General features: G+C 29.8%; 24 protein-coding genes and 1 tRNA gene. 23 read left to right on the top strand and 2 right to left on the bottom strand.

Annotation, left to right across the window (positions count from 1 at the left end; genetic code table 11):
• Positions 1 to 23: 23 nt before the first annotated feature.
• From yedF (FBE93_RS06320) to putP, 4 genes are all read left to right on the top strand, one after another.
• Positions 24 to 596 carry a sulfurtransferase-like selenium metabolism protein YedF gene (gene yedF / locus FBE93_RS06320; RefSeq protein WP_052785480.1) on the top strand — a complete coding sequence of 191 codons (573 nt, stop codon included), beginning with the start codon at positions 24 to 26 and terminating at the stop codon, positions 594 to 596.
• Between the two features lie 10 nt (positions 597 to 606).
• Positions 607 to 1,629: a selenide, water dikinase SelD gene (gene selD / locus FBE93_RS06315; RefSeq protein ID WP_079264937.1), complete on the top strand. Its 1,023-nt coding sequence runs from the start codon at positions 607 to 609 to the stop codon at positions 1,627 to 1,629.
• Positions 1,630 to 1,758: 129 nt separating this feature from the next.
• Entirely contained in the window at positions 1,759 to 5,247 is a 3,489-nt protein-coding gene (locus tag FBE93_RS06310) for a proline dehydrogenase family protein (protein ID WP_165434281.1), read from the top strand.
• A gap of 17 nt (positions 5,248 to 5,264) precedes the next feature.
• Positions 5,265 to 6,734, top strand: a complete 1,470-nt coding sequence (putP, locus tag FBE93_RS06305) for a sodium/proline symporter PutP (protein WP_207307204.1) — start codon at positions 5,265 to 5,267, stop codon at positions 6,732 to 6,734.
• Positions 6,735 to 6,749: 15 nt separating this feature from the next.
• On the opposite strand, the gene yedF (FBE93_RS06300) is transcribed toward putP, so the two are convergent.
• Together yedF (FBE93_RS06300) and yedE are read right to left on the bottom strand one after the other, a co-directional pair.
• Positions 6,750 to 6,977: a sulfurtransferase-like selenium metabolism protein YedF gene (gene yedF / locus FBE93_RS06300; protein WP_002867050.1), complete on the bottom strand. Its 228-nt coding sequence runs from the start codon at positions 6,975 to 6,977 to the stop codon at positions 6,750 to 6,752.
• Positions 6,978 to 6,980: 3 nt separating this feature from the next.
• Positions 6,981 to 8,189 (bottom strand): selenium metabolism membrane protein YedE/FdhT, encoded by a 1,209-nt coding sequence (yedE, locus tag FBE93_RS06295; RefSeq protein ID WP_165434279.1) that lies wholly within the window; start codon positions 8,187 to 8,189, stop codon positions 6,981 to 6,983.
• 140 nt (positions 8,190 to 8,329) lie between these two features.
• On the opposite strand from yedE, the gene FBE93_RS06290 reads away from it, so the two are divergent.
• The 19 genes from FBE93_RS06290 (at position 8,330) to FBE93_RS06200 (ending at position 24,899) form a co-directional block, all read left to right on the top strand.
• Positions 8,330 to 8,427: transfer RNA gene (locus tag FBE93_RS06290), tRNA-Sec, on the top strand.
• 27 nt (positions 8,428 to 8,454) lie between these two features.
• Positions 8,455 to 9,705, top strand: coding sequence for an adenylosuccinate synthase (locus FBE93_RS06285; protein ID WP_002932361.1), 1,251 nt, complete (start codon positions 8,455 to 8,457; stop codon positions 9,703 to 9,705).
• Positions 9,702 to 10,130, top strand: coding sequence for a flagellar export protein FliJ (locus FBE93_RS06280; RefSeq protein ID WP_002880459.1), 429 nt, complete (start codon positions 9,702 to 9,704; stop codon positions 10,128 to 10,130). Before FBE93_RS06285 ends, FBE93_RS06280 begins: the two co-directional genes overlap by 4 nt.
• Complete coding sequence (locus FBE93_RS06275) at positions 10,123 to 10,641, top strand: MotE family protein (RefSeq protein ID WP_002851265.1); 519 nt, start codon at positions 10,123 to 10,125, stop codon at positions 10,639 to 10,641. The genes FBE93_RS06280 and FBE93_RS06275 overlap by 8 nt, the downstream gene beginning before the upstream one ends.
• Positions 10,642 to 10,733: 92 nt before the next feature.
• Positions 10,734 to 11,285, top strand: coding sequence for a DUF507 family protein (locus FBE93_RS06270; protein WP_002851269.1), 552 nt, complete (start codon positions 10,734 to 10,736; stop codon positions 11,283 to 11,285).
• Complete coding sequence (carA, locus tag FBE93_RS06265) at positions 11,285 to 12,403, top strand: glutamine-hydrolyzing carbamoyl-phosphate synthase small subunit (RefSeq protein ID WP_165434278.1); 1,119 nt, start codon at positions 11,285 to 11,287, stop codon at positions 12,401 to 12,403. Before FBE93_RS06270 ends, carA begins: the two co-directional genes overlap by 1 nt.
• A complete protein-coding gene (locus tag FBE93_RS06260; RefSeq protein WP_044306264.1) occupies positions 12,400 to 13,059 on the top strand; it encodes a sulfite exporter TauE/SafE family protein in 660 nt (219 codons plus the stop codon). Before carA ends, FBE93_RS06260 begins: the two co-directional genes overlap by 4 nt.
• Complete coding sequence (gene bumS, locus FBE93_RS06255) at positions 13,056 to 14,267, top strand: butyrate sensor histidiine kinase-like phosphatase BumS (protein WP_002932343.1); 1,212 nt, start codon at positions 13,056 to 13,058, stop codon at positions 14,265 to 14,267. Before FBE93_RS06260 ends, bumS begins: the two co-directional genes overlap by 4 nt.
• Positions 14,268 to 14,269: 2 nt before the next feature.
• Complete coding sequence (bumR, locus tag FBE93_RS06250) at positions 14,270 to 14,950, top strand: butyrate response regulator transcription factor BumR (protein WP_002855907.1); 681 nt, start codon at positions 14,270 to 14,272, stop codon at positions 14,948 to 14,950.
• Between the two features lie 125 nt (positions 14,951 to 15,075).
• Complete coding sequence (gene ccoN, locus FBE93_RS06245) at positions 15,076 to 16,542, top strand: cytochrome-c oxidase, cbb3-type subunit I (RefSeq protein WP_002851405.1); 1,467 nt, start codon at positions 15,076 to 15,078, stop codon at positions 16,540 to 16,542.
• A 12-nt stretch (positions 16,543 to 16,554) separates the two neighbouring features.
• Positions 16,555 to 17,220 carry a cytochrome-c oxidase, cbb3-type subunit II gene (gene ccoO, locus FBE93_RS06240; RefSeq protein WP_002855439.1) on the top strand — a complete coding sequence of 222 codons (666 nt, stop codon included), beginning with the start codon at positions 16,555 to 16,557 and terminating at the stop codon, positions 17,218 to 17,220.
• Between the two features lie 4 nt (positions 17,221 to 17,224).
• Entirely contained in the window at positions 17,225 to 17,488 is a 264-nt protein-coding gene (locus FBE93_RS06235) for a cytochrome c oxidase, cbb3-type, CcoQ subunit (RefSeq protein ID WP_002869792.1), read from the top strand.
• Entirely contained in the window at positions 17,488 to 18,351 is an 864-nt protein-coding gene (locus FBE93_RS06230; protein WP_002851306.1) for a cbb3-type cytochrome c oxidase N-terminal domain-containing protein, read from the top strand. Before FBE93_RS06235 ends, FBE93_RS06230 begins: the two co-directional genes overlap by 1 nt.
• Positions 18,348 to 18,569: a DUF4006 family protein gene (locus FBE93_RS06225; RefSeq protein ID WP_072224426.1), complete on the top strand. Its 222-nt coding sequence runs from the start codon at positions 18,348 to 18,350 to the stop codon at positions 18,567 to 18,569. The genes FBE93_RS06230 and FBE93_RS06225 overlap by 4 nt, the downstream gene beginning before the upstream one ends.
• The gene (locus FBE93_RS06220) at positions 18,566 to 18,667 is read left to right on the top strand and encodes a hypothetical protein (protein ID WP_002858872.1); all 102 of its coding nucleotides are present in this window, start codon (positions 18,566 to 18,568) and stop codon (positions 18,665 to 18,667) included. The genes FBE93_RS06225 and FBE93_RS06220 overlap by 4 nt, the downstream gene beginning before the upstream one ends.
• Positions 18,664 to 19,266: a hypothetical protein gene (locus FBE93_RS06215; RefSeq protein ID WP_002851454.1), complete on the top strand. Its 603-nt coding sequence runs from the start codon at positions 18,664 to 18,666 to the stop codon at positions 19,264 to 19,266. Before FBE93_RS06220 ends, FBE93_RS06215 begins: the two co-directional genes overlap by 4 nt.
• Positions 19,253 to 19,774, top strand: coding sequence for a FixH family protein (locus tag FBE93_RS06210; protein ID WP_165434277.1), 522 nt, complete (start codon positions 19,253 to 19,255; stop codon positions 19,772 to 19,774). The genes FBE93_RS06215 and FBE93_RS06210 overlap by 14 nt, the downstream gene beginning before the upstream one ends.
• Positions 19,771 to 22,137 (top strand): PD-(D/E)XK nuclease family protein, encoded by a 2,367-nt coding sequence (locus tag FBE93_RS06205; RefSeq protein WP_165434276.1) that lies wholly within the window; start codon positions 19,771 to 19,773, stop codon positions 22,135 to 22,137. Before FBE93_RS06210 ends, FBE93_RS06205 begins: the two co-directional genes overlap by 4 nt.
• Positions 22,134 to 24,899, top strand: a complete 2,766-nt coding sequence (locus FBE93_RS06200; RefSeq protein WP_165434275.1) for a RecB-like helicase — start codon at positions 22,134 to 22,136, stop codon at positions 24,897 to 24,899. Before FBE93_RS06205 ends, FBE93_RS06200 begins: the two co-directional genes overlap by 4 nt.
• The last annotated feature ends 4 nt before the right edge of the window (positions 24,900 to 24,903 follow it).

Genomic DNA, 24,903 nt, shown 5'->3' with positions numbered 1-24,903 from the left:
AAAGCTAATATTAAGGAAAAATAATGAAAATTGATTGTCGCAATCTTTCTTGTCCTCAGCCTATAGTTGAAACAAAAAACGCTCTTGAAAAACTTCAGGAAAATGAAATTTTAGAAATTGTTTTAAATTCTATTATTTCAAAAAATAATGTTGTAAAATTTCTTAACTCTTTAAATTTAAACCCTGTTGTAGATGAAAATGCACAAGAGTTTTGCATCAAAGTACAAAAAAATAATTTTAATTCTAGTGAAGTAAATATTCACGATTATAATGTTTTATTTTTAAAAACTGACAAAGTGGGTGAGGGTGAATTGGGACAAAATTTACTTGTAGGATTTTTAAGTACCTTAAAAAATTTAGATCATGCTCCAAGTAAAATTCTTTGCGTAAATGAAAGTGTTTTAATCAATGTTGATGAAAATCATAAAGCACATTTAGCTATGAAAGAACTTGAAAATTTAGGTATCGAGATCATAAGTTGTGGAGCTTGTCTAGAATTTTTTAATAAAAGCAAAGAGCTTAAAATAGGAAATATAGGTAACGCATATGAAATTTTAAACGAGCTTTTTGGTAAAGCAAAAATTATTACTTTGTAAAGGAAAAATACTGCAATATAAAAATCAAAATTTAACCCATTTTGTTAAAGCAGCAGGCTGAGCAGCGAAATTAAGCCCGGGTGGTCTTAAAACAATTTTAAATTTTATGCAAAAAACCCCTGCTTTACTTAGTGATATCGGAAATAATGAAGATGCAAGCGTATATCAAATCAGTCCCGATTTAGCTTTGGTGCAAACGCTTGATTTTATCACTCCTATAGTAGATAGTGCTTATCATTTTGGTGCTATTGCTGCAGCAAATGCTTTAAGCGATGTTTTTGCTATGGGTGCAGAGGTAATTAATGCCTTAAATATAGTAGGTTTTGATACTTGTAATCATGATGTAAATATCTTAAAAGAGCTTTTAGAAGGTGCAAATGATAAGGTTCAAGAATGCAATGCTTTAGTTGTGGGTGGCCATACTATAGAAAGCACTGAGCTTTTTTTTGGACTTAGTGTTACAGGAAAAGTACATCCTAGTAAATTTATTGCTAATAATACTTCTAAAATCGGAGATTGCATCATTTTAACCAAGCCTTTAGGAACAGGAATTTTAAGTACAGCTTTAAAGGCACAAATGTTAAATCAAAAACATTTAGATATAATGCTTAAAAGTATGATGGAGTTAAATTATAAAGCCAGTCAAATTGCTCTTAAATTTCATCCAAGTGCCATGAGTGATGTCACAGGTTTTGGACTTTTAGGACATTTAAAAGAAATGCTAAATAAAAATATTTCTTTTGAAATTTTTGAAAGTGAACTTCCTTTTTTAGATGGAGTAAAAGAGTATTTTAATATGGGTTTAATTCCTGCTGGAGCTTATAAAAATTTAGAATTTATAAAAGAACTTATCCCTGATTTAAATGAAGAAAAATTATTACTTTGTGATCCGCAAACTTCAGGAGGACTTTTAATTTCTATAAGTGAAAAAGAATCCTTAGAATGTTTAAAAAAACTAGAAGATGAAAATATTCAAGCTAAAATTATTGCTAAGGTTGTAAATAAGCAAGAAAATGATATTATCATTTCTTAATTTTTGTTACTTATATACCCATTAAAATTTTTTTTATCATTTTTTATACATTTTCTATGATTTAAAATATTATTTTTATCTTATTTATATATTATTTATTAAAATTTATTTTATCTTAGGAGATACGAAATGATACAAAAAGCTTTAGCTTTAGCTGAAGAATTGCAAGGACAAATAGAAGCCAATATTTCAAATTCTGAAAAAGAATTTCATGCTAAAATGCAAAAACTTCTTAATAATCCCAAAAATAAAGTTATGCTTATAGAACTTTTAGATCGTTCTTTTAGATGTAAAGATAAAAATGCAAGTTTTGAGCTTATAGAATATACTTTGAGTAAATATGGCATAGCGGATTTTTTTAGCACTTTTGAAAAATTCCTACTTTTTAGCTTTTTAAATTTTGGCAAATTTGCTCCTAATTTAAGTGTACCTTTTTTTGTCAAACATTTAAGAGAAGATACTAAAACTATGGTTCTAGATGCAAACCCTAGTGTTTTAGAACCGCATATTAAAAAAAGAAAAGAGCAAGATAAAATTACCTTAAATGTGAATTTAATCGGCGAAGAGGTTTTAGGTGAAGCTGAGAGTAAATATCGTATGCAAAAATATGAAGAGGCTTTAAAATCAAGTTATATCACTTATATTTCCATAAAAATTACTACGATTTTTTCACAAATTAATATTATAGATTTTGATTATTCTAAAGAAGAGGTAGTAAAAAGACTAGATTATCTTTATGCTTTAGCCTTAGAAGAAGAGAAAAAACAAGGTGTATCTAAATTTATCAATCTGGATATGGAAGAATTTAGAGATTTAGAACTTACTGTTGCAGCTTTTATGGAAAGTGTGGCTAAATTTGATATTAAAGCTGGGATTGTTTTGCAAGCTTATATTCCTGATTCTTATGAGTATCTTAAAAAACTTTTTGCTTTTTCAAAAGAGAGGGTTTTAAAAGGTATGAAGCCTATTAAGATCCGTTTTGTTAAGGGTGCTAATATGGAAAGTGAAGAAACTATTGCATCTCAAAAAGGCTGGGAGCTTCCTACTTTTTACAAAAAAATAGATACTGATAGCAATTATAATAAAATGCTTGATTTTATTCTTGAAGGAGATAATTATAAATACATCAACATAGGAATTGCAAGTCATAATATCTTTGAGATTGCTTATGCTTATACACGTATAAGTGAAGCGGGTGCTTTAGATTCTTTTACTTTTGAAATGCTTGAAGGTATGAGTTTGCAATGTTCTTATGAATTATCTAAAATGCATGATTTAATCCTTTATGCCCCAGTTTGTGATGAAGCACATTTTAACAATGCCATTGCTTATCTTGTAAGACGCCTTGATGAAAATACGAGCGAAGATAATTTTATGCGTTATTTTTTCAATCTTAAAGTAGGAGATAGAAACTGGAATATACAAACAGAACTTTTTTTAAAATCTTTAGAAGACATAAAAACTCTTGATAATACTACACATCGTAAGCAAGATAGAAATAAAGAATCAAATATCATAAGTTCTTATGAAAGTAAAAAATTTAGCAACGAAAGTGATACGGATTTTATTTTAGCGCAAAATAGAGCATGGGCTAAAGAAATTAAAGCTAAATATGAAAATTTAAAAGATTATGATGTTTATCCTGTTATAGGTGAGCTTGATTTTAAAGCAGAAAATTTAAATGTTTTAGAAGTTAAAGATAAGATTGAAGATAGAGTGATAGGAAAGGCTTATTTAGCCGGAGAAAAAGAAATCAAACAAGCTTTAGAAGTAGCTAAAAATTCCAAATTTACACAAAAAAGTCATGATGAAATTTATCAAATTTTAGCCAAAAGTGCAAAACTTATGAGAGAAAGAAGGGGAGATTTGATAGGTTTGGCAGCTTTAGAGGTGGGCAAAACCTTTTTAGAGATCGATCCTGAAGTAAGTGAGGCTATTGATTTTATAGAATTTTATCCGCACTCTTTAGAAGAGCTTAAAAAACAAAATCCAAAAGTTAAATTCACGCCTAAAGGTATAGGGGTTACCATAGCTCCTTGGAATTTTCCTATAGGGATTTCAGTGGGCACCATAGCTGCACCCCTAGCTACAGGTAATGTGGTGATTTACAAACCTTCTTCACTTTCAACTCTAACAGGTTATATGCTTTGTAAGTGTTTTTGGGATGCAGGTATTCCAAAAGACGCTTTGATTTTCTTACCTTCAAAAGGAAGTGATATTTCTAAATATTTACTTGTTGATGAAGTGATTAAATTTTCAATTCTTACAGGAGGAGAGGATACTGCTTATGCTATGTTAAAAGCTAATCCAACCTTGCTTTTAAGTGCTGAAACGGGCGGAAAGAATGCGACTATAGTTTCTAAATTTGCTGATCGTGATAGTGCGATTAAAAATATCATTCATTCTGCTTTTAGCAATAGCGGTCAAAAATGTTCGGCTACTTCTTTGCTAGTCTTAGAAGAAGAGGTTTATCATGATGAAGAATTTAAAAAGACTTTAGTAGATGCTGCAAGTTCTATGGCAGTGGGCAATCCTTTTGAATTTAAAAATAAATTGGGTACTTTAGCTGATAAGCCAAGTTCTAAAGTTCAAAAGGCCTTAGATGAATTACAACCTTATGAAGAATGGGCATTAAAACCTAAGTTTTTAGAGAATAATCCTTATTTGATGACACCAGGCATAAAATATGGCACTAAAAAGGGTGATTTTACTCATATGAATGAACTTTTTGTACCGATTTTAAGTGTAATGAAAGCTAAAGACTTAAAAGAAGCTATTGATATAGTAAATTCCACAGGTTATGGTTTAACTGCAGGTTTTGAAAGCTTAGATGAAAGAGAATGGGAGTATTTTCACACTCATATAGAAGCAGGAAATATTTATATCAATAAACCAACCACAGGGGCTATAGTTCTGCGTCAACCTTTTGGTGGGATTAAAAAATCTGCCATAGGTTTGGGTAGAAAAGTGGGAATTTATAATTATATTACTCAATTTTTAGAGATTAAGCAAGAAGATTTTGATGATCATTTAATTGAAGATAAATTTTCAAAAAAATTAGCACAAATAGATTTAAAAGAAGCACAAGATTTTATGAACGATTTAATTAAAATGTCTCAATCTTATGCTTATCATTATAAAAATGAGTTTAGTGTTTCAAAAGATTATGTCAATATTCGTGGAGAAGATAATCTTTTTTCTTATACTAAAATAAAGAATATGGTTTTAAGACTTTGTGGAAATGAAAGCTTAAAAGATGTTTTAGGGGTGGTTTTAGGTGCAAATATTGCAAGTATTGATCTAAGTATCAGTTATGATGAACAAGATATTAGTATGATAGAGCAAATTGTTCAAAGTATAGGAGCAAAAGTATTATTTTTAAAAGAAAATAAAGAAAATTTTATCAAGAGTATTAAAGAATATGAAAGAGTGCGTTATTTGGCAAAGCCAGATGTAAATGATGAGATTTATAAAGAGGCTGCAAAGCTTGCTAAAATCATCATAAGAGAAAAGCCATTGTTAAATGGTCGTTTTGAACTTTTAAATTATTTTAATGAAAAAGCTTTAAGTATATCTTTTCATCGCTATGGAAATTTAGGCATTAGAGCAATATCTTAATGATCAAGGAGAGATTGATGGAAGTAGTTCAAATTAATACCCCAATAGCAGTGATGTTTGTAGTTTATGCCTTATTGATGCTTTATATAGGTTTTTATTTTTATAAGCAAAATAAAAATTCAGAAGATTATTTTTTAGGCGGGCGTACTATGGGGCCTGTGATATCTGCGCTTAGCGCAGGGGCTTCTGATATGAGTGGTTGGCTTTTAATGGGATTACCAGGAGCTTTATATGTAAGTGGCTTTATAGATTCTTATATTGCGATTGGGCTTACTATAGGAGCTAGTTTAAATTGGATTTTTGTGGCAAAAAGACTTAGAATTTATACCAGCGTGATTGCAAATTCTTTGACTATTCCTGATTATTTTGAAACTCGTTTTGATGATGATAAACATATACTACGCATCGTATGTGCGGTGGTAATTTTGATATTTTTTACCTTTTATGTTTCATCAGGGCTTGTAAGTGGAGCAAAACTTTTTGAAAATACTTTTGGTATCAGATATGATTATGCTTTAACTACTGGAACGATTATTATTGTTGCTTATACTTTTTTAGGTGGATATAAGGCAGTTTGTTGGACGGATATGATACAAGGGCTTTTAATGATGATGGCTTTAATCATTGTGCCTTTGGTTATGCTTTATCATTTAGGTGGCTTTGGTGAAGCGATGAATATAGTAAGAGAAATAAAGCCACAAGCTTTATCTATGGGCGAAGGAGTAGGGGTTATAAGCATTATATCTGCACTTGCTTGGGGTTTGGGTTATTTTGGTCAACCACATATTTTAGTGCGTTTTATGTCGATTCGTTCTACTAAAGATATTCCTATGGCCACTTTTATAGGTATTGCTTGGATGGTGGTTTGTCTTTTAAGTGCTTGTATGATAGGTATTTTGGGCATAGCTTATGTGCATAAATTTGAATTAAGTTTGCAAGATCCTGAAAAGATTTTCATTGTGATGTCGCAACTTTTATTTAATCCTTGGATAGCAGGTATTTTACTCAGTGCTATTTTAGCGGCTATTATGAGTACGGCAAGTTCACAATTGCTGGTTTCAAGTTCTACTATAGCGGAAGATTTTTATAAAAAGATTTTTAGAGAAGATGCGCCAAGTCATGTTGTATTAAATTTAGGTAAATTAGGTGTTTTATTGGTAGCTGTAATAGCGTTTTTGATTTCTACTGATAAAAACTCAAGTGTTTTGAGTATAGTTTCTTATGCATGGGCTGGATTTGGAGCTTCTTTTGGTTCTGTAATGCTTTTTTCTTTATTTTGGAGTAGGATGACAAGAGTAGGAGCGATTTTAGGTATGATAACAGGAGCTGCTACTGTGGTGCTTTGGAAGAATTTTGCAAATTCAGATCTTTATGAAATAGTTCCAGGGTTTTTAGCAGCTTCGGTGGTGATTATTATTGCAAGTTTGTTTACAAATGTAAGATCTGGAGCTAAGGCAGCTTATGAAAAGATGTTAAAAGAGCTTTGAGAACAAAAGCCTTTTTTAAGGCTTTTGGATTAAAAATCTTAGTGTGGGTCCACTTTGATCGATTTCAAGCACTTTAAACCCACGGTTTTTTGCATCTTGGGGTATGGAATTGATGCTTTGTGGGCAATCACAAAGCACTTCCAAAATTTCTCCGCTTTGAAGCTTAGGTAAGACATCAAGTGTTGCTATAGCAGGATAAGGACAAGCCTCACCTTGTAAATTTAAACTATAAGTAATTTTCATTGTTTATCCTTTAAGTTGATTTTTAAAGAAGTGTTTTTTGTAAAATACTACAAAAACAAACATTAAGATGAATAAAATAAGATTGATAAAAAATCCATTTAAATTGCCAAATTCAGTTAAAAGATTGATTTTTATACCTTCTTTAAAAGCTTTTGGTAAAAAGTCATAACTTAAAGCTAAAATCATAGTTCCTATTATATTTGCAATTCCTACTATCATAAAATGACTTTGTCCTTCAAAGGCACGATAAGTCCAACCACACTCGCAACCTCCGGCAAAAACTATGCCAAAACCAAACAAAAATGCTCCCACAGCTACAGTAGGAGAAAGTTCTATGAGTTTGCTAGTATGACCTTGCAAGATAAAAGCAAAAGCGATTAAAGAAGCGATAATCATGCCAATTAATGCGCCTTTTATAGCATTATCTCTACCAAATAAAAACAAATCTCTAAAGCAAGAAGTAAAACAAATTTGTCCTCTAGAAATAACAAAACCAAAAACAAAACCAAAAATCAGCGCTAAAGCTAGAAGACTTTGTTTGTTTTGTGTGCTGATATTGCCATTTGTAAAAACAAGATAAAACACCCAAACTAAAAAGGCTATGAAAAGCAATATGCCTAAGTTAAAATATAGTTTTGTACGCAAACTTTGCTTGTTTAGCGGCAAGTTTTCTTTATTTACCCGTTCTAATTTAGCTTTAGGTTTAAAAAAGGAAGTGTTGCAAATTTTCACTCCTAGATAAATTCCTAAAACCATAAAAACAGTAAAAAGCCAAGTGTGTAAAGAAAAATAAGGTAAACCTGTAAAAAAATTAGCTAAATTGCATCCAAATGCAAGTCTTGCTCCATATCCTGAAAGAATTCCACCTACTATTGCTTGAAAAATTCTTATATTGCTAGCAGGTAGACGAAATTTGACTTTGTTAGCTAAAAGTGCGGCTACTAAACAACCTATAAACATACCTATGAGCATAATACCATCAGTTCTTGTTAAAGGGGTTCCATTTAAATTTTGCTTTTGGTAATAAGAATACCCATCTAAATTCATACCTAAAAGTTCTAAAAATTCACCACCCCAACGCGTCATTTCTCCAGTAACAGCCCAAACGCCACCAAAAATCCCAAAATACACTGCACTTAAAATTCCAAGTGCAATCATAGAACGGGAATTGTCCCAAAAATTGATTAAATATTTTTGTTTAAAAGAATTCAAAGAAAGATCCTAAAAATGTAATCATCAAAACTTGATGCTAAAAAAAGAGTGAGATTATAGCTTAAATTTAATATGAAGTCAAAAAGAATATTGATAAATTTATTTTGTTTTTCATTAAAAATCGCTATAATTATCACTTTGGAAGATTAGCGTATCTGGTGATCGCCACTGACTTCAAATCAGATGAAAGGATAGTTGACTATTCTTTGGGGAGTTCGATTCTCTCATCTTCTCGCCAATATTAAGTAAAATCAAGGAAATTTTTATGAGCAAAGCAGATATTATTGTCGGCATTCAATGGGGCGATGAAGGAAAAGGTAAGGTAGTTGATAAATTATGTGAAAATTATGATTTTGTTTGCAGAAGTGCAGGTGGACACAATGCAGGACATACGATTTGGGTAAATGGTGTAAGATATGCGCTTCATCTTATGCCAAGTGGAGTTTTGCATCCAAGATGTATTAATATTATCGGAAATGGAGTTGTGGTTTCTCCTGAAGTATTGATTGCTGAAATGGCTCAATTTGAAAATTTAAAAGGTAGATTATATATCAGTGATAGAGCTCATTTAAATTTAAAACATCATTCTTTAATAGACATTGCAAAAGAAAAACTCAAAGGCAAAAATGCCATAGGAACAACAGGTAAGGGTATAGGACCTTCTTATGCAGATAAGATTAATCGTACAGGACATAGAGTTGGTGAGCTTTTAGAACCACAAAGACTTTGTAAGGCTTTGATGAAAGATTTTGAAGCTAATAAAACTTTTTTTGAAATGCTTGAAATTGAAATTCCAAGTGCTGAAGAATTGCTTGCTGATTTAAAACGCTTTAATGAAATTTTAACTCCTTATATTACAGATACTACAAGAATGCTTTGGAAGGCTTTAGATGAAGATAAAAGAGTGCTTTTAGAAGGAGCTCAGGGTTCTATGCTTGATATTGATCATGGAACTTATCCTTATGTTACAAGTTCAAGTACTATTTCAGCAGGCGCTTTAACAGGACTTGGGTTAAATCCTAAAGAAGCGGGAAATATTATAGGTATTGTAAAAGCTTATGCAACGCGTGTGGGAAATGGAGCTTTTCCTACTGAGGATAAGGGCGAAGATGGAGAAAAAATTGCGCAAATTGGAAAAGAAATTGGCGTAAGCACGGGACGTAAAAGACGCTGTGGATGGTTTGATGCGGTTGCTGTAAGATATACAGCAAGGCTTAATGGTCTTGATGCTTTATCTTTGATGAAGCTTGATGTTTTAGATGGTTTTGAAAAGATAAAAATTTGTCGTGCTTATGAATATAAGGGTATGGAAATCGACTATATACCAAGTGATTTAGAAAATGTTCAACCTATTTATGAAGAAATGGATGGTTGGGATAAAGTTTTTGGTATAAAAGATTATGATTTATTGCCAGAAAATGCTAAAAAATATATAGCAAGACTTGAAGAGCTTGCAGGGGTTAAAGTAAAGTATATTTCCACTAGCCCTGAAAGAGATGATACTATCATCTTATGAAAAGTAAATATAATTCTGTTGTAAAAGTAAGAAAACAACAACTTGATAAAGCAGAATCAAATCTTAATCAAGCCAAACAAAGACAGCTTGAACATGAAAAAGCTTATGAACTTTCACGCCAAGAGTGTGAAAGTTTAGGCGTATTGCCAAAATCAGGATCTATAGCAGAGTTAAGATCAAATTTAAGTATGGCGCAAGTAGGACGCGAGGCTTTGGCAAGAGCTAAGGAGAAAGTAGAACTTTCTAAAAAAGAAATGAACCATTATCAGTTTTTATATCAAAAAGCGCATTTAGATTATGAAAAAATGAAGGCTTTGGAAACTGAAGAAATTAAACAAAAACAAAAAGAACTTGCGAAGGCTGAAGAAAAATTTTTAGATGAAATTGCAATCAGTCGTTTTTTCAAAGGGGAAAAAGATGATTAAAAAATTTATATTGTTAGTTTTTATTTCAAGTGTAGTTTTTGGAGCTGAACAAGATTGTGAGCAGTATTTTGAAGCTAGAAAAGCTCAAATTGAATTGCAAACTAGAGAATTTGATGAAGCAAGACAATCTTTAGAAGCTTATAAAGCCTCTTTTGAAGCTTTGCAAAAAGAAAGGCTTGAAAATTTAGAAAAAAAAGAGGCTGAGGTTAATGCAACTTTGGCAAAAATTGAAGAATTAAAGCTTGAAAACGCAAGGCTTGTAGAAGAACAACAAAAGATTTTAAATTCAATCAATGATAAAACTCAAGGTAGGGTTAAAGAAATTTATTCCCAAATGAAAGATGCAGCCATTGCAGATGTTTTAAGTCAAATGGATGCAGAGGATGCAAGTAAAATAATGCTTTCTTTGGAATCGCGTAAAATTTCAGGTGTTTTATCTAAAATGGATCCAAAAAAAGCTAGCGAGCTTACTTTGCTTTTGAAAAATTTAGATAATAATGCTAGTAATTAGGTGATTAAAAGAATGAAAATTTTTCATTTTTAACATTCTTTTACCAAAAATAAGCTATTATTTCAAACATTATTAAATAAAAGGTTTTCAAGATGCGTATAAAATTACCACATATTCCTTATATCGCAAATAAAATGATGTTAGATATAGCTAATTCTTCTTTTGTAGAAATTAAAGATCAATTAGAAAAGCTTAAGGTATGTATAATAGAAGTTTTAGAGAAAGATATTCTAAATGAAAGAAAATTAGATGAAAGAGTAAAAGAGCTTTTAGAGCAACAAGAAGATGAAATGGAGCTTATGCAAGTAGATCGTAAAAATATGTTTTGGCTTGTGAAGAAAAAGTTAGCTCCTGAATTTAATGTGATTTTAGATTCTGAAGATAGACATAATCATCTAGCGCATCAAATTTTGGAAGAACTTGTAGAGAATGATTATATTAATTTTATAGTGAGTGAAAATAGAGTTAAAAATTTAATCTTTTCAAGCATAGAGTCTTATCTTAAAATTTATGAAAAACTTGAAGATGAGGTTTATGAGAAAATTAGCAATTATAAAACAAAACCTATTCCAGGTAGTGAAGAATACGATCTTATCTTTGAAAAACTCTATCAAGAAGAGCTTAGAAAAAAAGGTATGTTTTAATGAAGGCTTATATTTATTTAGAAAATGATATTTTTTTAAGTGCTAAGGCTTTTGGAAAGAGCGGTACTTTTTTTGGAGAGCTTGTGTTTAACACTTCTTTAACAGGGTATCAAGAAATTATTTCAGATCCTTCTTATGCAGGGCAATTTATCGTATTTTCCATGCCAGAAATTGGTATAGTGGGAACCAATGAAAATGATAATGAAAGTAAGGAAATTTTTGCAAGTGGCGTTTTAATGCGTGAATTAAGTTCTAGTTTTTCAAATTTTCGTGCTAAAGAAAGTCTGCAAGATTATCTTGAAAAGCATGGAAAAATAGGAATTTATGAACTTGATACGAGATATCTAGTAAAAATGATAAGAAATAATGGCAATTTAAGAGCTATAATTTCAACTGAAATTTCAAATAAAGAAGATTTAAAAATCGCCTTAGAAAAATCAGCAAAAATTGATGAAGTAAATTTTGTAAAAGAAGTTAGCACTAAGAAAAATTATTCTCATAAACAAGGTGTTTGGAACGCTAGTTTTCAAAAATTTAATAATGCTAAAAGAAGTGAGAAAAAAGTTGCTGTTATAGACTATGGTGTTAAAACAAATATCCTAAATGAACTTGTAGAAGTAGGTTTTGAAGTAGAAGTTTATCCATATAATGTTAAAGCAGATGAGTTGATTACTCTGTATAAAAAAGGTGAAATCCAAGGCGTATTTCTTTCTAATGGTCCAGGTGAGCCAAGGATTTTAAAACAAGAGATTGCAGAGATTAAAAAACTTGCAGAAGCTAAAATTCCCATGCTTGGAATTTGCTTAGGTCACCAGCTTTTAAGTAATGCTTTTGGATATGAAACTTATAAAATGAAATTTGGACAACATGGAGCAAATCATCCTGTGATCAATCTTGATACAAAAACGGTAGAAATTACCGCACAAAATCATAATTATAATGTTCCAGAAGAATTAGCTCAAGTGGCTCATATCACTCATAGAAATTTATTTGGCGACAATGTTGAAGGAGTAAGATATAAAGACTATCCTATTATTTCAGTGCAACATCACCCAGAAAGTTCTTCAGGTCCTCATGAAAGCAAGTATATTTTTAAAGAATTTATGAATTTGATGTGAGTATAGATTTTTTAGCTATTATCAGTGTTGCTTTTTTATCTAGTTTTGGACACTGCTATTCTATGTGTGGTGGTTTTAATTTACTTTTTATAAATTTGAATTCAAAAAGCAATAATTTATTTTTATTAACTTTTATTTATCATTTGTTTAGAATTTTTGCTTATATTGCTTTAGGGATAATTTTTGGAACTTTTGGGAATATCTTAGCAATCAATGCTAAGGTTCAAAGTTTGTCATTTTTTATTCTTGGTATATTTATGATGATTTTGGGTTTTGCTCTTATTTTTAGAGGCAATATGTTATCTTTTATTGAAAATAATGTTTTTTTTGATAGTTTTGTAAAGAAAATTATTAAAAAATCTAAAAATTTTAAAGGATTAAAATCAGCCATATTTTTAGGATTTTCCAATGGTTTTGTTCCTTGTGGATTGGTGTATTTTTTTATAGCCAATGCAATGAGTAAGCAAAATATTTTTGAAGGTATTTTGGTAATGATGATTTTTGGGATATCAACTTTACCTGCGATGTTATTTTTTTCTAAAATTTCACAGTTTTTTAGTGATTTTTTGAAAAATTTGTTTAATTATTTATCGTATGGCGTTATTGTTTGTTACGGTATGAATCTTGCCTATATAGGTTTTAAGGCTTTTCAATGAAAGATTTTTTTAAAGATCAGTTTTTTAAAGCTCTTGAAAAAAATACAATTTTTTCAAGAGCTGATGTTCAAGGAAATTTAATTTTTGTCAGTGATAAGCTTTGTCAAATAAGTGGATATAGTAAAAAAGAGCTTATAGGAAAAAAACATTCAATATTTAAACATCCAGATGTTGAGGAATGTTATATTGAAGAACTTTTAAAAAAACTTTCATATAAAAAACCTTATCAAGTTATTTTTAAAAATATTGATAAATTAGGCAAAACTTTCTATCTTGAAACTTTATTAATCCCCATATTGGATAAAAATAATGAATTAATAGAAATAGTAGCATTCTCTCATGATGTTAGTAATTCTTTTAAGCTTAATGAAGAGCTTGCTCTAAATCACGCTAAATTAAGAGAATTAAGTATTAATCTTGAAAATACAGTTAAAAATCACCAACAGGAATTTATACAGTTAGGTAAAAAATTTGAGAAAAAAATGCAAATTGCCTTGGAAAAAAATGAAAAAGATATTAAAATAGTCTATGAAGAGATTTTGAAATCTTCATTAGAGCAAATGATTAGTGATATAGCTCATCAATGGAGGCAACCGTTAAATGAGCTTGGTATTGCTATGTTTCAAATGAAACAAAATCTTAAAGATGAAAAAGGATTTGCTGAGATTTATTCACAATCAAAAGATATGATTAAAAATATGTCAGAAACAATTGATGTGTTTAGAACTTTGTTTAACAAAGGAGTAGAGCAGTGTGTATTTATAAAAGAGACTTTAAATAAAGCCTTAGAAATTGCTTTTGAAACTATAGAAAAAAATCATGTAAATATCAATATTGTTTCGAAAAGTGATTATGAAGTTTTGGCATATGAGAATGGTTTAATAAGAGTTTTTCTTAACTTGATTTTAAATTCAATAGAAGCATTTAAAAACAAAAAAAGAAAAATCATAACAATAACTTTTTCAAAATTTGGAAAAAATTATCTGAAAATTACAATAAAAGATAATGCTGGTGGGATTGATAAAGAAAACTTAGATAAAATTTTTCAACCTTATTTTACAACAAAACATCCTAGTCAGGGTATAGGAGTAGGACTTTATATAAGTAGACAAATTATCGAAAGTTTCCAAGGAAAAATAAAAGTTAAGAATGGAAAAGATGGGGCTTGTTTTGAAGTATTTTTAAAGCTAAAAGAGAGGGTAGAGTAAAAATGTCACAAGAATGTAAAGAATTGATAATATTAGTAGTTGAAGATGAAATTAAGACTAGAGAATCATTGATTAATGTATTAAGCGAACGCTTTAGTAAAGTAATCGGAGCTCAAAATGGAGATGAAGGGCTTAAAAAATTTAAAAAATTTAAACCGGATTTAGTTATCACAGATATTGCTATGCCTATTATGGATGGACTGGATATGGCAAGAGAGATTAAAGAAATTTCAGATGATGTCCCAATTGTTGTTCTTAGTGCGTATTCAGAGAAAGAGAGACTTTTGCGTTCCATTGATATCGGTATAGATAAATATTTAATTAAACCTGTTGATATAGAAGAATTATTCAAAGTCTTAGATTGTTTAGTAGGTGAAAAAATTGAAGCAAACATGCTTGTAAAAATTTCCGAAGAATATCAATTTAACAAAACTAAACGAACTTTGATTCATAATGGTAAAGAGATTGTTTTAACTAAAAAAGAATTGGCTTTTATTTCTTTGCTTTTAAAACAACCTGGGGTTTTGGTTTTGCATGAAGATATTAAGAAAAATGTTTGGATAGGTGAGCATGTGAGCGATACTGCTGTTCGAACATTTATAAAAAGAGTAAGAGATAAAGTGGGTGAAGATTTTATAAAAAATGTGCCAAGTTTAGGTTATAAGATAAATATCAATAAATAAGACTGGTTTAGCCTTAAAATATAAAGCATAACAAATGATTAACAAAATTATCATTTTTAAGAAAAAATGTATAATTAATATTCTATAATATTCTCTTGTTATCAAAAATTTTAAGGAGAAAGTCGATGCATCCAGGTAATGTATTAAATTACGACTATACGGTTGCAAGATATTTTATGTTTGCGACCATATTGTTCGGCATTGTTGGTATGGCTATAGGAACTCTTATAGCTTTTCAAATGGCATATCCTAATTTAAATTATTTAGCAGGAGAATATGCCACTTTTTCAAGACTTAGACCACTTCATACTTCAGGTGTGATTTTTGGTTTTATGCTTTCAGGGATTTGGGCAACTTGGTATTATATAGGTCAGCGTGTTCTTAAAGTGAGTATGGCTGAGTCAAGATTTTTAATGGCTGTTGGTAAGCTTCATTTTTGGCTTTATATGCTTACTATGGTTTTAGCTGTTATATCTTTGTTTATGGGTGTGACTACATCTAAAGAATATGCAGAGCTTGAGTGGCCTTTAGATATTCTTGTTGTTCTTGTTTGGGTTTTATGGGGTGTAAGTATTTTTGGACTTATTGGAATTCGCCGTGAAAAAACCCTTTATATTTCTCTATGGTATTATATAGCTACATTTTTAGGTATAGCTATGCTTTATCTTTTTAACAACATGGAAGTACCAACTTATTTTGTTACTGGAATGGGTAAATGGTGGCATAGTGTATCAATGTATGCAGGAACAAATGATGCTTTAGTACAATGGTGGTATGGACATAATGCTGTGGCATTTGTATTTACTGTGGGTATTATTGCTCAAATTTATTACTTCTTGCCAAAAGAAAGTGGTCAGCCGATTTTCTCTTATAAACTCTCTTTATTTGCATTTTGGGGCTTAATGTTTGTTTATCTTTGGGCAGGTGGTCACCATTTGATTTATTCAACTGTACCTGATTGGATGCAAACTATGGGTTCGGTTTTCTCTGTAGTATTGATTTTACCTTCTTGGGGTTCAGCGATTAATATCTTGCTTACTATGAAAGGTGAGTGGAGTCAGCTTCGCGAGAGTCCGTTGATTAAATTTATGATTTTGGCATCAACTTTCTATATGTTCTCAACACTTGAAGGGCCAATTCTTTCAATTAAATCTGTTAATGCTTTAGCACACTTTACAGATTGGATTCCAGGACATGTTCATGATGGAACATTAGGTTGGGTAGGATTTATGACTATGGCTGCGCTTTATCATATGACTCCTAGAGTTTTCAAAAGAGAGCTTTATAGCAAATCTTTAATGGAAGCTCAATTTTGGATCCAAACCACAGGCATAGTTCTTTATTTTGCTTCAATGTGGATTGCGGGTATTACTCAAGGTATGATGTGGAGAGCGACAGATGAGTATGGTAACTTGCTTTATAGCTTTATTGATACTGTTGTGGCTATTGTTCCTTATTATTGGATTAGAGCGATTGGTGGATTGTTGTATCTTATCGGTTTCTTTATGTTTACTTATAATATTTACAAAACAATTGCTTGTGGAAGAGTGCTTGATAAAGAACCAAAAAGCGCTTCGCCTATGGCAGCATAAAAAGGAGAAAATATGTTTAGTTGGTTAGAAAAAAATCCATTCTTTTTTGCTGTAGCTGTTTTTGTAGTGATTGCTTATGCAGGTATAGTTGAAGTTTTACCAAATTTTGCAGAAAATGCAAGACCAATTGAAGGTAAAAAACCTTATACGGTTTTACAACTTGCAGGGCGTGCAGTATATATTAAAGATAGTTGTAATGCTTGTCATTCACAGCTTATTCGTCCATTTAAATCAGAAACAGATCGTTATGGTATGTATTCTGTAAGTGGTGAATTTGCTTATGATAGACCTTTTCTTTGGGGCTCAAAAAGAACAGGACCTGATCTTGCTCGTGTAGGAAATTATAGAACAGCTGATTGGCATGAAAATCATATGTGGGATCCTACTTCTGTTGTTCCAGATTCTATTATGCCTTCATATAAGCATATGTTTAAAAATAATGCAGATATTGAAACTGCTTATGCTGAGGCTTTAACTGTGAAAAAAGTTTTCAATGTTCCTTATGATACAGAAAATGGAACAAAACTTGGTTCTTGGGAAGATGCGCAAGCTGAAGTAAAAGCTGAAGCTCAGGCTATAGTTGATCAAATGAAAAATCAAGAAGTAAAAGATGCTTTTGCTAAAGGTGAAATCAAAGAAATAGTTGCTTTGATCGCTTATTTAAATAGCTTAAAGTAAGATGATGGAACATTTATCAATAGTTTTTGATGTGATTAAAAATTTAATCACATTTGATTTAGCAACAGTTCAAAAACATGAGTGGGAGATTTTCCAAGGTTATGGTTTTTTTGTACTCGTGATGTTTTTGTCAATAGTATTATATGCGTATTGGTATCATTTATATAGAACAGAAAAAAAGGGCGAGAGAAATTATGAAAATTATGCAAATCTTGCCTTAGAAGATGATATTGATGATAGTGTATTAGAAAGTAAAAGGAGTGCTTAATGCAATGGTTAAATTTAGAAGATAATGTTAATCTCTTATCTTTAATTGGAGCTATTCTTATCATTTTAATCACACTAGTTATTGTGGGTAGAATGTTTAAGCAAATGAAAGAAAAAAAAGGCGAGTCAGAGCTTAGTGAACATAGTTGGGATGGAATAGGAGAGTATAAAAATGCTGTTCCTACTGGTTGGGCTGTGGTATTTTTCCTGACTATTGTTTGGGCTATTTGGTATTTTCTATGGGGATATCCTTTAAATTCTTTTTCAAGTATAGGTCAATACAATGAAGAAGTAGCAACTCATAATACAAAATTCGAAGAAAAATTTAAAAATTTATCTCCTGAAGATAAAATAGCGATGGGTCAAAATATCTTTTTAGTTCAGTGTTCAGCTTGTCATGGAATTACAGGCGATGGTATCAATGGTAAAGCTCAAAATTTAAATATTTGGGGTAGCGAAGAAGGTATAATCAATGTAATTAAACATGGTTCAAAAGGTATGAATTTTCCAGGTGGAGAAATGCTTGGTGCTGCTGATTTAGGTGTGGCAGAAGAAGATATCCCTGCTATTGCTGCTTATGTAGCAAAAGATCTTTCAGCTATTAAGAAAACTGCAAATGAAAATTTAGTAGCAAAAGGTAAAGAAGCTTATGCAACTTGTGCAGCATGCCATGGAGAAGATGGAAAAGGTCAAGATGGAATGTTTCCAGATCTTACAAAATACGGTTCTGCAGCTTTTGTAGTAGATGTTTTACATAGTGGTAAGGCTGGTTTTATAGGAACAATGCCGAGTTTTCCAACACTTAATGATATTCAAAAAGAAGCTGTTGGCGAGTATGTAATTTCTCTTTCAAGGGGTGAATGATGGAAAATAATAATAGATGCGTGTTTTCTCTTTCAGGTGTTACAGGTATGTTAATTGCTACGGTTTTGTTACTTGCTATCTTAGTAGTTTTAACTATTTGGGGTCTTAAAGCTCAGCAAGAAGTGATGCAAAAGCCATATAGTCTTAAAGATGTACAAAGTGTAAAGATGTTTGGTTCAAAAGAACAAGATCATAGAAGTATAAAGGAAGCACAATGAGTAAGGCTTTGGAATATTTAATTGTTATTGGTTTAGTTGTTGCTGCTGCAATCACCGCTTGGTCGGTTTTGACCGTAAATCATCTTCATATAGGATGAAAAAAATATTACAAGATGGCTTTTTTTTAGCCATCTTCTTCTTTGTTTTATTGCCTTCTAGGGTTTTTGCTCTTGATGCTGTACTTTTTAATGAAAATATTTTAAGTCAAAAAGTAAGTAATGAGATTAATCTTATAGGAAAAGAGCTTTACCAAAAAAGTAATATTTTTATCGGTGTTATGGTTGGTGATAAAACTGAAATTGAAACTTTATTAAATAAACAAAAAGAACTTCCTCAATCTTATATATTGCTTCTTTTGTCGAAAAATTCTCACAAAGTTGATATAGTGGGCTCAAAAGGTGCTTTAGCTTTGATTGATAAAGAAGCTGTGCTTAGTCCTTATCCTGGAACAGGATCTATTTTGCCGATATTAGCTACAAATAAAGGTGATATTTATAATGCTGCTATACTTAATGGTTATGCAGATATTGTAGATCGTGTGGCAAAATCCTTGGGATTACAATTAGAACATTCTATAGGCAATGCAAATCGTGATACTATCAATATCTTAAGAATACTTATCTATGGATTTATTTGCTTTGCATTGTTATACTATGCACAAAGAAGAATAAAGAGGAAAAAAAATGTTAGAAACTAAAAAAAGTTTTTGGCCTTATGGTATTTTGCTTTCACTTTTGGCTATAATTATTGCTTGTATTGTAACGATTTTTATAGCAAGTCACCATCCTGTGTATGAGGATGATTTTTATTTTGACTCTTATCAAAATGTTGAAAATAATTACAATCAAATACAAAAACAACAAGTAAATTTTGATAAATTTTTTAAAGTAAATTTTCAAAATGATAAAATCACTTTTATAGGTAAAAGAAAAATTCCTAGTTATGAAGTGGATCAAAATTCTTATGTTGCAAATTTTAAAATTTCTGCATTACAAAATATAAATTCTGATGATTTAAAAGTTCAAGCTCTTCTTACAAGACCATTCACTAAAAATTTTGATCAAAAGTTAGAAGGACAAGTTGAAAATGGAATTTTAAGTATCGCTTTACCTAAATTAGATAAAGGTAGATGGGAGCTTAAGCTAAAGTTTTATGCAAATCAAGAAACAGTGGGTTTTTTTAGCTACGAATTAAATGCTCAATGAAATTAAGAATTTTTAGTTCTTCAAGACAAATTAGAGAGTATTATAATCAAAAAAAACAGCAAAATGCTTTATTAGATAGTGCTATTCATATAGGTGAATTTTTAGATAAAGTTTGTTTGAGCAATTTTCATAAGGCAAGTTCTTATGAAAGCTTACTTTTAATGCAAGAAGCTTGTCTAAAAAGCAAGGATTTAGAAAAAAAACTAGGAATTTCGGTAGAATTTTTTGCTTTTTTGAAAAATAACGAATATCTTTTTTCTTTTTTCAAAGAACTTAGTTTAGAAAAAAAAAGCATAGAAGATCTTAAAAATAATGATTATTATGCCACCTATAATGAACATTTGGAAATTTTAGATGAGATATATAAGAATTATCTTGCTTTGCTTGAAAAGAATTCTTTTTATGATGATCTTTCTTTGCCTAAAAATTACACTCTTAATAAAGATTTTTTAGATGAGTATGAAGCTATAGTTTATGATTTGCAAGGTTTTTTGAGTAAATTTGAAGAAAATTTATTAAGTGAAATTTCTCAGATTAAAGAAGTGGTTTTAAGTTTTAAAACAAGTAAATTTAATCTTGAATATCTTTTAAAACTTGATTTTTTAAAAACATTTGATTTAAAAATAAACACTCATTATGAAATCAATCTTTCAAAACAAGAGATTTTAAAAGAAGAAATTTTTAAAACAAAAAATTCAAAAATTAAACTCAAATCTTTTGAATTAAGGGCTTTGCAATGCGCCTTTGTTATGGATGAAATTTCACATTTTGTACGCAAAGGTTTAAAGCCTGAAAATATTGTAGTTATAACTCCAGATGAAAGTTTTTGTGAGTTTTTAAGACTTTTTGATAAAGACAATATGCTTAATTTTGCAAGTGGGATTAGTATTAAAGAAAGTTTGTTTTATCAAAAATTTCAAGCACTTTATGAAAGTGCTAGTAGTGCTTCTTTTGTTTATAAAAATCAAGAGGATTATTTTGAAGACACGCAGATGATTTTTGATTATCATAATACGCTTTTACATTCTTTAAAGCTTGATTTTATAGAGTTTAAAAAGTATTTTGATGAGAAATGTGATTTTGAATATTTTGAAAAATTACTTGCTTTATTTTTAGAAAATGAAAAACAAGAGCTTATTTATTTGATACGAAAAGAACTTTATTTTATTAAAGATTTATTGAAAAATCAGTCTTTAACTCTTAAAGAGTTGATCCATCTTTTTTTCATGCAAATTTCGCAACTTTCCCTTAGTGATGTAGGTGGAGGTAAGGTTACGGTAATGGGACTTTTAGAAAGTCGTGGGCTTTGTTTTGATGGGGTGATTTTGGTTGATTTTAATGAAGAATTTATTCCTAAAAGAAGTGTTAATGAGCTTTTTTTAAACAATGAAGTGCGTAAAAAAGCAGGATTGATTAGCTATGATAGAAGAGAAAATTTACAAAGATTTTATTATGAAAGCTTGATGAAGAATGCTTTAGAAGTAAGTATTTGCTTTGTGGAAAATGAAGAAAAAAGCAAATCACGTTTTTTAGATGAGCTTGATTTTGACTTTTTTTATGAAACCCATATCCATCAAAAAGCTTATCTTAATGCTTTAAAATTAGACTATGAAGGCATAAAACCTAATCTAACTCCTATAAAAGCTCCTATTTTAAAGCATAATCCTTTCGAGTTCCCGCTTTCTTTTAGTCGTTTTAATTTATTGGAAAATCAAAAAAGAACTTATTATTATCGTTATATTTTAAATTTAGCAGAACCTAGGGTTTTAAGCGAGGAAAGTAAAGCGAAAAATCAAGGAAATTTCATCCATAAAATGCTTGAAATTTATTATAAAAATTATGTAAATAATGATTTTGATATAAAAGTTTTTGCAAATTTATTGAATAAAGAATATCAAAAATACAATATCAGTGAACTTGATCTTGAAGTATTTAAATTAAAATTTATACAATTTGCTAAAAATGAAAAAGAGCATTTTTCAAAAGGCTTTTATGTCGCACATACAGAGCTTGAGTTAAACAATATTTTAAAGCTTGGAGTAGATAGTATAAAACTTAAGGGCACTATAGATCGTATCGATAGTTCAAAAGAAGGTAATTTGATCATTGATTATAAAAGTGGAAAAGTACCAAGCAATTCTTATCAACTTGCTTTTTACCAAGCTTTATATGATGAAAATGCAAGCGTGGGTTTTTATGATTTAAATAGTATGCAAATATTGCACCAAAAAGCTAAAAGTTTAGATGAGCTGAAAGAAAGACTTAAAGACTTAGTTCTTATGAGCAAGGAAGAAATAGAGTTTGAAAATGAACAAGATGAGTACTGTCCTTATAAACTCATTTATAAAAAGGAATTAAAATGAGTCAATTTGAGCCTTTTTTGGCATTAGAAGCGAGTGCGGGAAGTGGAAAAACCTTTGCTTTGAGCGTGCGTTTTGTAGCACTTATTTTAAAAGGAGCTAGGATTAATGAAATTTTAGCTTTGACTTTTACTAAAAAAGCTGCTAATGAAATGCAAAAAAGAATTATTGAGACTTTTTTAAATTTAGAAAAAGAAAATAAAACCAGTGAATGCAATGAACTTTGCAAGCTTTTAGGTAAAGATAAAGAAGAGCTTATTTCTTTAAGAGATGCTAAAAAAGAAGAATTTTTAAGAACAGAGTTAAAAATCAGTACTTTTGATGCTCTTTTCGGAAAAATTTTGCGTTTTTTTGCTTTAAATTTGGGCTTAAGTAGTGATTTTACAATGAGTGAAGAGAGACTTGATGTAAGAGAGATTTTTTTAAAACTTCTTAAAAAAGATGAATTAAAAGATTTGGCTTATTATATTAATTTAGTTGATGAGAAAGAAAATTTTTTTAACGAGCTTGAAAAATTTTATGAGAATGCTTATTTTCAAAATCGTCCTAAAATTCTAAATCCATCTAAAGCTTATATCAATAAAGCTTATAGTGAATTAAGAAGTTATTGTTTGGGTCTTACTCATGTAAAAAATTATAAAAATTTGTGTGACAATTTTAAAAGCGAAGTTTTAGATTTATCCGTGTTTATGCAATCAAGTTTTATGACAAAATTTGAAAGTACAAAATATTTACAAGATTTAGAAAGTACTAACTTGCATTTTAGTGCAAAAAGAATGGAGCTTATAAATGCTTTAAATACCTATGCCATAGAGCTTGAAAATTATAAAATTGCTAATTTAATGAATCTTTTAAATCATTATAGTGAAGCTAAAAATATATTTCATAAAGATAAAAATACCTTAAATTTCCAAGATGTGAGTAAAAAAGTTTATGAGTTAATAACCAGTGAATTTAAGGATATGATTTATTTTCGTTTAGATGGTTTTATTTCGCATTTGCTTATTGATGAATTTCAAGATACAAGCGTGATCCAATATCAAATTTTACGCCCTTTGATCGCTGAGCTTGTTTCAGGAGAAGGGGTTAAGAAAAATCGCACTTTTTTTTATGTAGGAGATAAAAAACAAAGTATTTATCGCTTTCGTAAAGGAAAAAAAGAATTATTTGATTTGTTAAAACAAGAATTTGATCAAATTAAAAGTGATAGTTTAAATACTAATTATCGTTCTAAAGAGCTTTTGGTTGATTTTGTTAATGAAACTTTTAAAGAAAAAATCAAAGATTATAAAGAGCAATTTGCCTTAGAAAGTAAAAAAGGCGGTTTTGTGCGTATTGTGGAATCTAAAGAACAAAAGGTTAAAAACCAAGCCCAAGAAATCAAGGAAAAGACTTTAGAAACTTTATTTGAGCAAATTAATTTTTTAAGATCTAAAAATATTTCTTATGATGATATTTGTATTTTGTGTTGGAAAAATAGCGATGCAGATATGGTTTTGGATTTTTTAAGAGAGCAAAAAATTCCCGCATTTACTCAAAGTAATGTTTTGCTTGAAAATAAAGCAAGCGTAAGACTTGTTTTAGAATATGCTAAATATTGTATTTTTGGCGATGAGTTTTACTTGGTATTTTTAAAAGAACTTTTAGGTTTTGAGCCCAGAAAAATCGCCCTTGATTTTTCAAAAAATGCTATGGAAAATGTACTTTTTTTAATAAAAGAATTAAAACTTGATTTAAATGATATCGCTTTAATGCAATTCATCGAATATGCTAAAACTAAGGAAAATTTTTTAAAGCTTTTATTTGAGCCTTGTACTTTGAAAATAGTAAGCGAACAAAATATGGGTATTAGTATTATGAGTGTGCATAAATCTAAGGGTTTGGAATTTGATCATGTGATTTTGCTTGATAGTTTATCTAAAAACAATTCAAACAATGAAGATATCATGCTTGAATATGATATCAATCAAGGTTGGCAACTCCATATTAAAGATAAAATTCGAGAGCTTACTAAAGAGCCTATTTATACTCTTTTTAAAGAAAATATTACAAGAGCAAATTATGAAGATGATATTAATAAACTTTATGTGGCTTTTACAAGAGCTAAGGAAAGTTTGATCATCATAAAAAGAAATGAAGAAAGTGTAAATGGAAATTATCCAAGTTATTTTAAGGGGGGATTTTTAAATATACATTCTCAAGAGAGAGGTTTTTTAGAAAGCAAAGAACAAATTTTAAGCGTTAAAAAAGAAAGTATTCAAGCTTTACAAAAATTTGAAAAAATTAGCCTACAAGAAGTTCAAAGCGAAGAAAGACTTGATAGTAAAGAATTATATTTTGGAAATGCTTTTCACTTTTTTATGCAAAATTTAAAACTCCCTAAGGGTGAAAATTTTCACATGCTTACTCAAAGATGCAAGAGCAAATTTAGACATTTTTTGGATGAGAGTGATTTTGAAAAGCTTTTTAAAAGAATTGAAATTTTACTTAAAAATACTCAATTTCAAAATTTGATTGGTAATGGAAAGCTTTTAAAAGAACAAGCTTTGAGTTTTAATGGAGAAATTAAACAATTAGACTTACTTGCCTTAAAAGATGAAGAAGCTTTCATAATTGATTATAAAACAGGTCTTGCTATGCAAGATAAACATAAAGAGCAGGTAAGAACTTATAAGATCGCCATTAGTGAAATTTTGAAAAAAGATAAAGTATGTGCTTTTATAGTTTATTGCTTGGAAAATGAAATTCAAATTTTGGAAATATAAACTT

The sequence above is a fragment of the Campylobacter sp. CFSAN093229 genome (genome assembly GCF_011068225.1).
GTDB lineage: Bacteria > Campylobacterota > Campylobacteria > Campylobacterales > Campylobacteraceae > Campylobacter_D > Campylobacter_D jejuni.
Note: the sequence above shows the minus strand (reverse complement) of the source record. Positions and strands in the feature narration are given on the sequence as shown.

Coding starts and splice junctions, on each gene's coding strand:
- yedF (WP_052785480.1), top strand. CDS start 24: ATGAAAATTGATTGTCGCAATCTTTCTTGTCCTCAGCCTATAGTTGAA.
- FBE93_RS06310 (WP_165434281.1), top strand. CDS start 1,759: ATGATACAAAAAGCTTTAGCTTTAGCTGAAGAATTGCAAGGACAAATA.
- putP (WP_207307204.1), top strand. CDS start 5,265: ATGGAAGTAGTTCAAATTAATACCCCAATAGCAGTGATGTTTGTAGTT.
- yedF (WP_002867050.1), bottom strand. CDS start 6,977: ATGAAAATTACTTATAGTTTAAATTTACAAGGTGAGGCTTGTCCTTAT.
- FBE93_RS06285 (WP_002932361.1), top strand. CDS start 8,455: ATGAGCAAAGCAGATATTATTGTCGGCATTCAATGGGGCGATGAAGGA.
- FBE93_RS06280 (WP_002880459.1), top strand. CDS start 9,702: ATGAAAAGTAAATATAATTCTGTTGTAAAAGTAAGAAAACAACAACTT.
- FBE93_RS06275 (WP_002851265.1), top strand. CDS start 10,123: ATGATTAAAAAATTTATATTGTTAGTTTTTATTTCAAGTGTAGTTTTT.
- FBE93_RS06270 (WP_002851269.1), top strand. CDS start 10,734: ATGCGTATAAAATTACCACATATTCCTTATATCGCAAATAAAATGATG.
- carA (WP_165434278.1), top strand. CDS start 11,285: ATGAAGGCTTATATTTATTTAGAAAATGATATTTTTTTAAGTGCTAAG.
- bumS (WP_002932343.1), top strand. CDS start 13,056: ATGAAAGATTTTTTTAAAGATCAGTTTTTTAAAGCTCTTGAAAAAAAT.
- bumR (WP_002855907.1), top strand. CDS start 14,270: ATGTCACAAGAATGTAAAGAATTGATAATATTAGTAGTTGAAGATGAA.
- ccoN (WP_002851405.1), top strand. CDS start 15,076: ATGCATCCAGGTAATGTATTAAATTACGACTATACGGTTGCAAGATAT.
- ccoO (WP_002855439.1), top strand. CDS start 16,555: ATGTTTAGTTGGTTAGAAAAAAATCCATTCTTTTTTGCTGTAGCTGTT.
- FBE93_RS06235 (WP_002869792.1), top strand. CDS start 17,225: ATGGAACATTTATCAATAGTTTTTGATGTGATTAAAAATTTAATCACA.
- FBE93_RS06230 (WP_002851306.1), top strand. CDS start 17,488: ATGCAATGGTTAAATTTAGAAGATAATGTTAATCTCTTATCTTTAATT.
- FBE93_RS06225 (WP_072224426.1), top strand. CDS start 18,348: ATGATGGAAAATAATAATAGATGCGTGTTTTCTCTTTCAGGTGTTACA.
- FBE93_RS06220 (WP_002858872.1), top strand. CDS start 18,566: ATGAGTAAGGCTTTGGAATATTTAATTGTTATTGGTTTAGTTGTTGCT.
- FBE93_RS06215 (WP_002851454.1), top strand. CDS start 18,664: ATGAAAAAAATATTACAAGATGGCTTTTTTTTAGCCATCTTCTTCTTT.
- FBE93_RS06210 (WP_165434277.1), top strand. CDS start 19,253: ATGTTAGAAACTAAAAAAAGTTTTTGGCCTTATGGTATTTTGCTTTCA.
- FBE93_RS06205 (WP_165434276.1), top strand. CDS start 19,771: ATGAAATTAAGAATTTTTAGTTCTTCAAGACAAATTAGAGAGTATTAT.
- FBE93_RS06200 (WP_165434275.1), top strand. CDS start 22,134: ATGAGTCAATTTGAGCCTTTTTTGGCATTAGAAGCGAGTGCGGGAAGT.